The organism is Paenibacillus sp. 22594 (assembly GCF_052044425.1).
Taxonomy (GTDB): Bacteria; Bacillota; Bacilli; order Paenibacillales; family Paenibacillaceae; genus Paenibacillus_AQ.
Genome location: NZ_JBQENA010000002.1, coordinates 271,655 through 284,761 on the forward strand (window position 1 = coordinate 271,655; position 13,107 = coordinate 284,761).

The 13,107-nt window shown below is 48.1% G+C and carries 9 protein-coding genes; 6 read left to right on the top strand and 3 right to left on the bottom strand.

The features are described from left to right. Positions 1–18 precede the first annotated feature (18 nt). Positions 19–1,137: a GNAT family N-acetyltransferase gene (locus ACTJKB_RS07975; RefSeq protein ID WP_440833065.1), complete on the top strand. Its 1,119-nt coding sequence runs from the start codon at positions 19–21 to the stop codon at positions 1,135–1,137. A gap of 151 nt (positions 1,138–1,288) precedes the next feature. On the opposite strand, the gene ACTJKB_RS07980 is transcribed toward ACTJKB_RS07975, so the two are convergent. Continuing rightward, the gene (locus tag ACTJKB_RS07980; protein ID WP_440833066.1) at positions 1,289–2,896 is read right to left on the bottom strand and encodes a response regulator transcription factor; all 1,608 of its coding nucleotides are present in this window, start codon (positions 2,894–2,896) and stop codon (positions 1,289–1,291) included. Beyond that, on the bottom strand, positions 2,886–4,685 hold the full coding sequence (locus ACTJKB_RS07985) for a sensor histidine kinase (protein WP_440833068.1): 1,800 nt from the start codon (positions 4,683–4,685) through the stop codon (positions 2,886–2,888). Before ACTJKB_RS07985 ends, ACTJKB_RS07980 begins: the two co-directional genes overlap by 11 nt. A 160-nt stretch (positions 4,686–4,845) precedes the next feature. Here ACTJKB_RS07985 and ACTJKB_RS07990 point away from each other — a divergent pair, with 160 nt between their 5' ends. The 4 genes from ACTJKB_RS07990 to uidA are packed head-to-tail and all read left to right on the top strand — an operon-like array spanning position 4,846 to position 9,869. Further along, the gene (locus tag ACTJKB_RS07990; protein ID WP_440833069.1) at positions 4,846–5,823 is read left to right on the top strand and encodes a carbohydrate ABC transporter permease; all 978 of its coding nucleotides are present in this window, start codon (positions 4,846–4,848) and stop codon (positions 5,821–5,823) included. A gap of 10 nt (positions 5,824–5,833) precedes the next feature. Beyond that, on the top strand, positions 5,834–6,664 hold the full coding sequence (locus tag ACTJKB_RS07995; RefSeq protein ID WP_440833070.1) for a carbohydrate ABC transporter permease: 831 nt from the start codon (positions 5,834–5,836) through the stop codon (positions 6,662–6,664). Between the two features lie 27 nt (positions 6,665–6,691). Continuing rightward, positions 6,692–8,041 (top strand): ABC transporter substrate-binding protein, encoded by a 1,350-nt coding sequence (locus ACTJKB_RS08000; protein ID WP_440833072.1) that lies wholly within the window; start codon positions 6,692–6,694, stop codon positions 8,039–8,041. A gap of 31 nt (positions 8,042–8,072) precedes the next feature. After that, positions 8,073–9,869, top strand: a complete 1,797-nt coding sequence (uidA, locus tag ACTJKB_RS08005; protein WP_440833073.1) for a beta-glucuronidase — start codon at positions 8,073–8,075, stop codon at positions 9,867–9,869. Between the two features lie 206 nt (positions 9,870–10,075). Here uidA and ACTJKB_RS08010 read toward each other — a convergent pair whose 3' ends face one another. Beyond that, positions 10,076–10,936 carry an AraC family transcriptional regulator gene (locus tag ACTJKB_RS08010; RefSeq protein WP_440833075.1) on the bottom strand — a complete coding sequence of 287 codons (861 nt, stop codon included), beginning with the start codon at positions 10,934–10,936 and terminating at the stop codon, positions 10,076–10,078. A 234-nt stretch (positions 10,937–11,170) separates the two neighbouring features. On the opposite strand from ACTJKB_RS08010, the gene ACTJKB_RS08015 reads away from it, so the two are divergent. Continuing rightward, complete coding sequence (locus tag ACTJKB_RS08015) at positions 11,171–12,847, top strand: carbohydrate-binding protein (RefSeq protein ID WP_440833076.1); 1,677 nt, start codon at positions 11,171–11,173, stop codon at positions 12,845–12,847. Positions 12,848–13,107: the final 260 nt, after the last annotated feature.

A 13,107-nucleotide genomic window follows, 5' to 3' on the forward strand; every position in this document is an offset into this window, starting at 1 on the left:
ATGAAAGGATAGGGGAAAATGATTAAATACAGAACGGCAACTCCCGATGAGCGTGAGGAATGCATAGATTTGGCCAACTATGTTTTTCACTTGGATTTTGAAGCCCTGATGCCCAAAGCCTATGACAAGAACGTAGATTCATCAGCTATGCATAAGGTTGCTGTGGATGAAAAAGGCAGGCTGCGCGCACAGGTGGCTGTTTTTCCCGAGCCTCTGACGGTATGTGAGTATACGCTGCGAACCGGCTATTTGGGTACCGTATCGGTCCATCCGCGTGCGCGAGGCGAAGGGCATATGAAGGCGCTCATGGAGATGTGGCTTGAAGAACTGCGCAATACGTGTGATATGGTTGTGTTATATGGTCAGCGGCAGAGATATGAGTACTTCGGCTTCACGCTTGGCGGTGTAAAGTTCAAGTATTTGGTCGGAGAGGCCAATGTGCGTCATGGCTTAAGACATGTGAACGACACTGGAATATCCTTCAGCCCGTTATTCGAGATTGAAGGAGCAGAAGCCTTTGCGCACAGCATAAACACCTCGCGGCTGGCTTATATTGAACGTAATTCACAGCAATTGCCGCTTATTTTCAATTCCCTTCATCAAAAAGCACTTGGTGTCCTGGATAAAGGTAAGCTGATCGGGTATCTGATTGTAAACGAAGCAGGCGATGAAATATCTGAATTCGCGATGGCAAATGCGGACGATATTGCACGGACGATCAAGGCTTACATGGGGTATAGCAGAGCAGAGCGAATCACGATTTATACGCCGGAATATGACATTTCTCTGAATAAGGTTCTTGGCAGCATGGCTGACGATTATGTTATCGAGACCTCTGATATGTATCATATTCTGGATTTCGCCAATGTATTGAAGGCTTATCTGACGCTTAAGTTCAAGACCACAGGGATTGTCCAGGGGGAATTCTCCGCAGTTATGGACGGTCAGCCGGTTACTGCGCGAGTAGATGCGGGTGGCGTGACTGTCGAGCGGTCTGCTAAGCCGGGTGCAATTGTCCTCAACAAGCAGCAGGCTCAGGCTCTTCTTCTTACACAACACAGTCGTTATATGTCAGTGGAAGTGCCTACTGGATGGTTCCCGCTGCCTATATTCTGGTACAAGATCGATAAGTTCTGACTAATCATGTTTCAGGATAACCCCAAATTGGGCAATGGACAAGCCGGGGGCGGACACTTAATAGTCTGCCTCCGGCCTGGTTAGCCCCCCTCGGCTTCCTCCCCTTTTGTTCGCAGAATTTATATGCTCTACGCTATTAATTATCCTTCTATTAGATGGATTTCCGGAATTCCGCCGGGGTCATGCCGGCGAAGTTACGGAAGAGCTTGATGAAGTAGCTGACATTGTCATAGCCTAACTGCTCTGCTATTTCCACTACAGTGATGTTCGTTTGATTCAACAGATCCCGGGCTTGTTCCATCTTTACCTTGGTAACATATTCAATGAAGGTCAGACCGGTCTCAATTTTGAATAACCGGCTAAAGTGGGTGGGGTTCAAGCCCAGACGTTTGGCCATCTCATCCATACCAACCTTCTCCCCAATATGATTCATGACATAACGTTTAGCCTCGGCCACTTCTTTCCGGACATTCTGCTTCCACATGGATCTCAGCATCAGAATTTTATCCTTCAGGAATTCTTCAAGCCATTCCATCAGCTGATCGAGGGTTTCGAACTCCTGGATCGAGCGCTGATGCCGTTCACTGCTGAAATTGTTGACAAAGTTTTGCATCACAACATATTTCAATTCCAGCTCCATCACCATTTTGAGCAGCCAGCTTTTCACGCTTTCTACCGGATATTTCTTGTCCCCAATATAGGCTTTGATCTCCGTGACCGTAGCGGAAATCTGCGAACCATCCTCATGCTGGATACAGTCTCTTAACTGCTGAAGAATCACAGAGTAATGCACGAACAGGTCTTCGCTGGTCGTCTTCACGGGCTCCAGCTTCATAATCGCTCCCTCGGCTGTATAGAAGCGCAGAGCCTGGGAATCCAGTAACGCCTGAATCTGCTTCTTAATTTCAATCAGGCTTGGAGTGGTATCGCCGTAAAAGAATGATATTCCCATACGCAGGTGCAGCTTCGACATCTTCTGTACGTGCAGGAACTTATTCCGGAACTCCTCATAGAGATTGCGGATGAGAATACGAGGAAAAGGGATGAACAGGATGAACTTCCGTTCGTTTACAGCGAACTGAATGATTCCTTCTATCTCCAGAAATTCCTGTAGCACATTATCCATAACAAATTGCAGGTTCACGATTCCGCCGTACCGCCGTTCCAGTTCATAGGAACGTTCAGGAACCGCCAGCACGGGCAAGTAGGGAACCCCTTTTTGCAGGTGTATGCCCATCTCTTCGGCTTGTCCGATCCACTCGGCTTCATCCCAGACCGGCTGCTCGACAAACATGCGGATGAATCTCGTCCGGATGGCTGAGTGATTCTGACTCACCAGCTTCTCCATCTGGAGGTAGTTATTGCGGGAGTTCATCTTCATCTCCAGACGGGAGACCGCCTCGGCCAATACAGTAATCACCTGATCGATCTGCAGGCTTTCCTTCAATATATATTCAGCCACGTTCAATCTCACAGCCTTTTGGGCATATTCAAACTCTCCGTGGCAGGACAAGATAATGGTCTGAAGCTGGGGATTCACTTCCCGCGCCTTCTGGATTAATTCCAGTCCATTCATCGCCGGCATGCCGATATCGGTGAGCAGAATATCGGGATGATGCAGCTGGCAGGCTTCCCAGGCCTGTCTGCCGTCCGAGCACGAGGCTGCCAATTCCAGGCCAAGGGTATCCCAGGGGATGGAGGCGCTTAAATACTCCAGTACAGGGAAATGATCGTCGGCCAATACTACTTTATATACCATATTCATCCGCTCCAGTCTGCTTGACAGGTATTACTAATTGTACAGTTGTACGGTGCCCGTGAATGCTCTCAATGCTCATCTCGAAGCGGTCCCCGTAGATGAGCTTCAACCGCTGATAGACGTTAATTAATCCGATGCCGTGAGAGGCTGGGGTTACAGGGGGGGCGGCAATGTTCAAGGTATCTAACTCGATATCCTTCTGTTTAATATGCTTCAATAATGAGGCCAGTGTAGGCTCATCCATTCCGGTCCCGTTATCCTCGACGCTTATCTTAAGCATGGAATTTATTTTCTCAATGGCAATCATAATTTGCCCCCCGCCCTGCACGAACCCGTGCTTATAAGCATTTTCAATAATGGGCTGCAAAATAAACCGCGGCAGTATTTCCAGCAGCAAATCTTTGTTCACATGGACTACAGAGTCCGTAGGATATCTCATGGTAAATCGCATTAACTCCATATACTGCTTCGCAGAATCAAGCTCATAAGCAATGGAGACGAATTCATCCTGTTTAGACAAGCTGGCCCGCAGCATAGAGGATAAGGAGCCGACGATAAAAGCATTCTCCTCATCCTGCTTCATGAGCAGTTTCAGCCGGATCGAGCTTAACACGTTAAACAGGAAATGAGGATTAATCTGGGCCTGCAGCATGGCAATCTCGGCCTGGCGTTTCAATTCCTGTTCCGTCTCCACCTGTCTGAGCATCAGCTGTACACGGTCAAGCATGTTGTCAAAGGAAAGCCCCAGGCTGCCGATTTCGTCGGCTCCCCGAATGTTGGAGCGCACCATCAGATCCCCGTCCTCCACTCTGCGGGCAACCTTTCCCAGGACAAGCACGGGCTTGGTGAATTTTCGCAGCAGATAAGTTAACGCAAATAAAAAGCTGACCGCGAATATGGCCTGAATGAATAGGCCTGTCCGGTTAATCCCGTTCAATCTTTCCGTCAGTTGCTCATAGGGAGCTACGCTGATTAATCTCCATTTGGCATATTTAAGCGGCAGGGAGAGGAGGAGTTGATTCTCATCCTTGAATTCTACGATATCCGGGAACACCAGCTCATCGATGGACAACAGACTATTGAAATTGGAACCAATCAGGGCCTGGTTCCGGTTGGACAGAATCGTCTCCTTATCATTCAGCAGATACACATCTTCCTCTAATGAAGCAAAACGCTCGCGGATGGAAGCCTCACTGCGGCTGACGATAAGGTAAGCATAGGGGAGAGCCGTCGTTCCTTCTCTTAACGCCCGTGCAGTCATGAAGACAAACGGCTTCTCAGGCTCAAGGGATGTCAGGTAATTCGCTTCTGCTCCCAGAAATAAAGTGTCATACGGTGAGAGCTGCTCCAGCGTGGAGAACCAGCTTTGCTTAATAAATTGCCGCGGATCATAGTCGTAGAAGGAATAATCGGAATAAGCATGTCCCTCATTGTCCAGCAGCGTGATCCGTAGATCAAGGGTGTCTCCGGCTACCTGCTCCAGACGGCTCGTCAGGGTTCTCGCGGCAACAGGATTCGTCTTGGCATCCTCCAGCAGGGTTTTGATTTCCGGATCGAAATGGACGAAATTTGAGACCGATACCATTTCTTCAAAGATAACATCGATTTGCGACTGGACAATCGTGAGGGATTGCGTAGCTTTCTCCAAGGAATGCTCCCGGATAATGAGTTTGGAATAGACAATTGTAATATACAGCATCCCGAGCGCCGGTATAACCAGGCAGGCGATAGAGGTAAGGATAAGCTTTTGCCGGAAGGATAATTGACTGAGCCTACGTTTATCTTTCATTCGTTTCCCCTCCAGTACTAGAGACCTTCACAAGCTTATGGTACTTGATTACGCCGATAACCTCATCCAACAATTTTTTCATTTTAGAAAAAATAATGCTATACAAACTTTTCGCGATAGATAAATTCGTTGCATGTGCAATAAAAGGAGCACTTCTATAATGAAGATACAAAAATTAAACGAGGTGGAAAAAGTGGAGGTTATTCCTGAAGAGGGGACAATAAAACGATTGGGTAAGCCGGGAACGGGCAGAATGCGCAAGCAATCCTTTTACGACAATATTGCGGGGTATTTATTTATTTCACCCATGCTCATTCTAACCACTACATTAGTGATTATTCCTATTCTCTTATCTGCTGTGATCAGCTTCTCGGATTGGAATTTTGTATCCGGGCTGGAAGGATTTCATTTTGTCGGGCTGGATAATTACACACGGCTAATGCAGGATGAATCCTTTCATCGCTCGCTCATCAACAACCTGATCATGATTGCCGTAGTTCCGGTAGCGATGTTTCTGGCTCTGGTTCTGGCCGCGTTAATTAACAAAGCAACGTATTTCAAGACATTCTTCAAAGTGATTTATTTCATGCCCTTTATTTCAAGCTTTGTAGCCATTGCCTTACTATGGAGAGTCCTGTATCACCCCACCAATGGTCCAATCAACGGGTTCCTCCGGTCTATGGGTGTGGAGAATCCCCCCATGTGGCTGGCTGATCCCAAGTTTTCCCTGATCTCGGTCATGATTATCATGGTGTGGACCTCGCTGGGCTTCAATATGGTCATTTATCTGGCGGGCCTGCAGAATATTTCACGGGATTTATATGAAGCCGCCGATGTGGACGGTGCATCTCCGCTTAGGCAGTTCTTCAGAATTACCTTGCCTCTGCTATCGCCTACCTCCTTCTTCCTGTTAATTACGGGGATTGTCGGATCATTCAAGGTCTTTGATCTGATCATGGTGTTGACGGGTGGCGGGCCGGCAGGTTCAACCTCAGTGATTGTATTTTATCTGTATGAGGTTGCTTTTATTAACCTGGATTCGGGTTATGCATCCGCTATGGGGATTATCCTGCTCATGCTCATCCTGCTGGTGACCTTGATTCAATGGGTCGGACAAAAGAAATGGGTCAATTACTAGGAGGTTTAACATGCGATCGATCAAGCTTAGCCGCGTTATTGTAACTATCTTCATGGGGTTTGCAGGGATACTGTTTATTATGCCTTTCTTATGGATGCTCTCCGCCTCCTTTAAGCCTGAGCTTGATGTCATGAAGTATCCGATTCAGTGGATTCCGGCGAAATGGAATATGGTAGAGAACTATAAGCAGGTATGGGCGGGAGCCGTGCCGTTCACACTCTATTATTGGAACAGCACCAAGGTCACCCTGATGTCTACAGCGCTGTCTCTGATGATTTCCGCAATGGCAGCCTATGGTTTTTCCAAAATTGTCTTTAAAGGACGGGATGCCCTCTTCCTGGTTGTCCTGGCCACCTTTATGATTCCGACACAAGCCATTCTGGTTCCGCAGTTTATTATGTACCGCTGGCTTGGACTGTTTGACAGCCATATCGGACTGGTGCTGCTTGCCGCCTCAGGCGTGCTGGGAACCTTTTTGCTCAGACAGTTTTTCCTGGGCATCCATGATGAAATTATTGAATCGGCAAGGATTGACGCAGCGGGCCACTGGACCATATTCAGCCGGATAGCCCTGCCATTGGTGCAGCCAGCCCTTGCAACCTATATGATTCTCCGCTTTATCTGGACCTGGAATGATTACCAGAATCCGCTGATTTTCCTCCGGTCCGATTCATTGTTCACCTTGCAGCTGGGTATCAGGAAATTCGCTGATTTCAGCGGCGAATTCTACTCCTTAATGATGGCAGGTGCGGTTTCAGCCATTCTACCTCTCTTAATCATCTTCATCATCGGCCAGAAGCAGGTGATTGAGGGAGTTGCTATGGGAAGTGTCAAAGGCTAGACTAATTACACAACAGGGGGTTTTATCATGTTTAAGGCGAAACGTAAATTATTCATCGCAATCCCGCTATTATCCTTACTCATTTCCGGGTGCGGAGGTGCCAATTCAGAGGAGGGTGCGGGGGCAGCTTCCAATGTCGTAAAGGATGCGAATGAACCTGTAACGATCAAGCTGAGCAACTGGTATGCCAAAAAAATGGATAACTGGGATGTCGTCATTGCGGAATTTGAAAAACAGCATCCGAACATCAAGGTGGAGTTTGCTTCCGCTGAGGATAACAATTCCAATGAATTCTACAAGAAGCTCGATCTGGCCGTTGCCGGCGGCGATGATCTGGATATTATCATGTTCAGCAACATGACCTATCTGTCCCAACGGGCGGGGCTTGGCATGATCGAACCGCTGGATGATTATTTGGCTAAGGACGGAATTAACTTCGCGGATGAATATACAGCCGACACCAAGATTGACGGCAAGGTCTACGGACTGCCAGGCAAGTCCTCCCAGGGTCTCGTTATTATCAATGAGAATCATCTGAAGGAAGCAGGACTTGAGCTGCCCAAAGACTGGACCTGGGATCAGTATATGGAATACGCGAAGGCTATGACGAAAAAAGAGGGCGATAAAACCCGGTACGGCACCTATTTTCACAGCTGGATCCAATATGGCTATCTTGTGCAGAACTTCGGCCAATCGGTTAACTCGAATCTGACCACAGATGACGGAAAGACAGCTAATATTGACAATCCGTACATGCGCAAGTCGTTTGAACTGCGTCTTCAGGGAGAGAAGGAAGGCTCTGCCACACCATATTCGGAGGTGGTCAGCCAGAAGCTGAATTACAGACCGCAATACTTCAACCAGGATACCAGCATGCTTGCAACGGGCTCCTACCTGATACCGGAAACAGGCGGAACCGAGACCATTCCTGCCAGCTTCAAAACCGTGTTCGCTCCGATTCCCAAGCTGAAGGCCGAAGATCCGATCTCTGCGAATGTCAGCGGAGATGTACTGAGCGTATACAGCAAATCCAAGCATAAAGAGGAAGCGTATACCTTCATCCGCTGGTTCTCCACCGAAGGTATTGTTCTGCAAGGGAAGAATATCCCATCCTGGAAAAAAGCCGATCTGAACGATGTGGTTGACCGGATCATTGCAGGCAGTAAAAATCCGGAAATGATCGATAAAGCATCCCTGCTCTATGTTCTGGAGAATACCAAGTCTACTACGACAGCTACGGCAGTGCCTTATCACGCCGAGCTTGAGAAAGTACTTCTGGAGGAGTTTGATAAAATGATGCTGTCTGATCAAAGTATTGATGCGACCATCCAGAATGCACAAACCAAGATTCAGAAAATTATAGATTCCAAATCCTGAGTAAAAAAGGGATCAGATAGGAGTGCTGCACGTGCTGTATCCAATAATGACGGAAACCCGCAGTCTGTATGATCTGGGCGGGGTTTGGAATTTCAAGCTGGATCACGGCTTGGGATTTGACGAGAACTGGCATGCATCTAAGCTTACAGATACGATCCCTATGGCGGTACCCTCTGCTTATAATGATCTTGGCGTGAATCCGGAGATCCGCAATCATGTCGGCTGGGTGTGGTACGAGCGGGAGCTAGCCCTTCCACGTAACGTTAGGAATGAGCGACTTGTCCTCAGATTCGGCTCGGCCACACATAAAGCGAAGGTATTCATCAATGGAGTGTTTGTGATGGAGCATTCCGGCGGATTCCTTCCCTTTGAAGCCGTAGTTAATGACTATATCCGGTCTGGATCGAACCGGCTGACGGTTGCCGTTCATAATGTTGTGGATTACACGACACTGCCTGTAGGCCTGTACACAGAGACTGAAACTCCCGGTGGAAAAACTAAGCTGAAAAATCAGCCGAACTTCGATTTCTTCAACTTTGCAGGTCTGCAGCGGCCGGTCAAAATGTACTCTACGCCTCAAATCTTCGTTCAGGACGTTACTGTCGTAACCGATTATAAGGGTGAACAGGGGATAGTCCGTTATAGCGTTGACATTAGCGGAGAAGCGGATATCCGGGTCACGGTACTGGATGAAGAGGGTCACGCGGTCTGCTCAGGTACGGAGCTATCCGGTATACTGGACATACCCGGCGTTACCCTATGGCAGCCATTGAATGCCTATCTGTATACCCTGAAGATTGAGCTTCTTCAATCGGGAGAGTTGATTGATGTCTACGAGCTGCCGTTTGGCGTGCGGACGGTTGAAGTGAGGGACGGCCAGTTCCTGATCAACAACCAGCCGTTCTACTTCAAGGGCTACGGCAAACATGAGGATACTCCGTTTCATGGCCGGGGCCTGGATGAAGCTGTGAACATCATGGATTTCAATCTGATGAAATGGACGGGGGCTAACTCCTTCCGGACCGCGCATTATCCCTATGCGGAAGAAGTGATGCGGCTTGCCGACCGTGAAGGCTTCGTCGTCATTGACGAGACTCCGGCGGTAGGTCTGGATCTTAATTTCCTGGTAATGTTTACAGGGGGATCGAAGAAAGAGACCTGGAAAGAGGTGCAGACCTTTGAGCATCACCAGCAGGTTATCCGGGAGCTTATTGAGCGGGATAAGAATCATGCCTGTGTAGTGATGTGGAATGTGGCTAACGAACCGGCTTCTTATGAAGAGGGGGCTTACGAATACTTCAAGCCGCTGATTGAGCAGCTGCGGGATGAAGATCCGCAGCATCGTCCGGTTACCCTGGTGACGCATATTGAAGCCTCGCCTGCGAAAGATAAGATCTCCGAACTGATTGATGTGCTTGCCTTCAACCGTTATTACGGCTGGTATGTGGACGGGGGCGACCTTGAATCGGCCAAGGGCAAGCTGCGGCTTGAACTGGAAGCCTGGAGCAAGCGTTGTCCGGGCAAGCCGATGATGATGACCGAATACGGAACTGACACGGTAGCCGGACTTCATGATGTGGAGCCGATTATGTTCACGGAAGAATATCAGGTGGCGTTCTACCGGGCCAATCATGAGGTCTTCGACGAGTTTGCCGATTTTGTGGGCGAGCAGGTATGGAATTTCGCAGACTTTGCTACGAGCCAGGGGATCATCCGGGTACAGGGCAATAAGAAGGGAATCTTCACCCGGGAACGCAAGCCCAAAGCGGCGGCTCACGAGCTGCGCAGAAGATGGACCGCTATACCGGATTTTGGTTATAAGAAGTAAATCAAGCTTTTTGGTGCAACGCAAGCCTGCAAGCCTTCTGCTATGGAAGGCTTGCTTTTTTTTGTATATGACAACCCCCAGTTCGGCTGAGTCCGAATAGGGCTGATGAAAGCCACCGGCTAAAACGATCCAGTCCTGTCTCCCGCAGACACCGCGTCCGCCCGCTTCACTTCCCGCCGACAGTTTCTACAGTTTATTTTATTTAGTTATGTCATTGGTTCCTCCTTGGCGTATCTCCCGGGTGATACTCCGGCTATCTTCTTGAAACTCCTTATAAAATTAGCATAGTCGCTGAACCCGGACAGCTCACAGGCTTCAGCGACGGTCTTGCCGGCGGCCAGATGGCTCATGGCCAGTGAAATGCGTTTGTCGACAATATAGGACCGTATCGTAAGTCCGGTATGCTCCCTAAATTGCTGGCTTATATATTTGCCGCTGTAATGAAACTGCTGCTCCAGCTGCTCAGAAGATATAGATTCGACCAGGTGCTCCTTGATATAGGTCATGGTCTTGCTGACCAGCTCCGGCATGAGATTGTTCGATTGGTATGTGGAAGACTGATACAGGGTGTTGATGAACACAAGCAGTTGGGTTGCGTAGGATTCCGCTAGAAGATCCTGTCCATATGCCTCCGAGCTGAGGCAGGAGATCAATTTCTCTGCAAGCCCGCAATACATCACAATTTGGTCCTGGGAGAGCCGGATTAGATTGTTCTGTCCGAAGGGATGGGATTCGAAACAGGATAACAGATTAGAGCGATGACTTGAAAGCTTCTCCAAGGCTGACTTCTTGATATTCAGCCCAATTCGTTCATACATTTGGTTGTCGATACAGATACACCGGTGCATTTCGCTGGGGCTGATAATGATTAAATCGCCAGGGGCCAGTTTGTAGCAGGACTGCTCAAGATACATGTAAGCATTGCCTCTTAGGAACAAATATATTTCGTATGCATCGTGGCGGTGATAAGGCAAGGCCGGGTTGATCAGCTCCGTATCTGTTGTTCTATGAAAGCAAATCAATTCTTTTGTAATAGGTGCGAAAATATAGTTTGTATCCTGATCCATAGCGTTCAATCCTTTTATTGTATCTATTGGGATTATTGGTATCCGCGCAATATAGTAGCGTTTTTTTGCAAGGATTATACAGTAGATACTTATTATAATACAGGAAAAGGAAGCGCTTGCAAGTGCTGCAAGGAGTATGGACAAGCTTAGGTGAGGTACGGCTGCCGCTTCGATCAGACAGGAGGTGACAAGAGCAAGGTTTGGCGGAACTTACTCTATGAGGAGATGAGAAAAATGATATCAGGGGTAAAAAAATCACTGTGTACATTATTGGCATGTATAACTGTGCTGTCGGTAATGATGGTACCTGCACCTCCTAAAGTTTCAGCAGCAAGCGATGTGACCGTTAATTTATCAGCAGAGAAACAAGTGATCCGCGGGTTTGGAGGCATCAATCTCCCGGCTTGGGTTGGAGATTTGACTGCAGCTCAAAGAGAAACTGCTTTTGGTAATGGACCGAACCAGCTAGGGTTTTCTGTCCTGAGAATCTATGTGGATGACAATAAAAATAACTGGTACAAAGAAGTAGAAACTGCAAAATCTGCAGTCGCACACGGAGCCATAGTTTTTGCTTCGCCCTGGAATCCTCCCAGTGATATGACGGAGACCTTCAATCACAATGGCGATACATCAGCCAAACGGCTTAGGTACGATAAGTACGCCGCGTATGCGCAGCATCTGAACGATTTCGTTACGTATATGAAGAATAACGGTGTGGATCTTTATGCGATTTCTGTTCAAAATGAACCGGATTACGCGCATACCTGGACCTGGTGGACTCCAGCAGAAATGCTTACTTTTATGAAAAATAATGCGGGGTCGATTAACTGCCGGGTTATAGCACCTGAGTCGTTCTCTTATTTGAAGAATATGTCGGACCCTATCCTGAATGATTCACAGGCACTTGCCAATATGGATATTCTGGGTGCGCACACCTATGGCACTTCGTTTAATGACTTTCCTTATCCGCTTTTCAAACAAAAAGGGGCAGGGAAAGAGCTCTGGATGACGGAAGTGTATTATCCCAACAGTGACAATAACTCTGCGAACCGCTGGCCTGAGGCACTGGAAGTTGCTTATCATATGCACAATGCTATGGCAGAGGCGGACTTTCAGGCATATGTGTGGTGGTACATCCGCAGACAATACGGTCCGATGAATGAGGATGGTACGATCAGTAAGCGCGGGGATAGCATGGCTCAGTTCTCCAAATTCATCCGTCCTGGATACGTAAGAGTTGACGCCACAAAGAATCCAAATACGAACGTATACATTTCAGCATACAAAGGCGACAACAAAGCTGTCATTGTTGCCATTAACAAAAGCACTTCAGCTGTAAGCCAAAACTTTGTCCTGCAGAATGGTACGGCATCGAGCGTATCTACATGGATCTCGGACGCCAGCCGAAAAGTTGCCTCCGGAGCATCCATTAATGTGTCGAACAGCTCCTTTTCAGCCCAGCTTCCAGCTCAAAGTGTGACAACCTTTGTAGCTGCACTCGGAAACGGAAGCGGCACAGACACTGGCACCACTTATGAAGCTGAAACAGGCACAACATTAACGAATGCCGCGGCAGAAACGACCAATTCGGGCTATACCGGTACCGGGTACGTCAACTTCAATGTCTCAACCGATGCCTCCATTCAGTGGAGCAGCGTCTACTGTGCTATTGCAGGGACCAAAAATGTGAAATTTCGCTATGCACTGGAAACCGGCACAAGAAGCCTGGACGTGTATGTGAACGGAAGCAAGGTCATTAGCAATACCGCCTTTGCAGCAACTGGCAGTTGGTCAACCTGGGGAGAAAAAACCATTCAGGTTCCCATGAATGCCGGAACCAATACGGTTAAAGTGGTGACTACCGGTACGGAAGGACCGAATGTGGACAGTATCAATGTGACTGCCCAGTAGGGTTATGTAGTGTCATAAATGACATCGTCTAGCGTGAATTTTATCTTGGCCTGTAAATCAGCAGCTTACATAGTGCATTTACAGGCCGAGATTTTTTTGGAATATCCGAATTCATCGCGGCGAACTTCCCTGCAGGCGCGCTTGAATATTCTGAGAATCTCTAAGTCTTATCTTGGGCCAACCGAAAGGTATTACGTGAATGGAAGCGAGTGAAGTTACGAGAGGAACTAATCAGGTTCCGCCGGCGGGAAACCACCGGC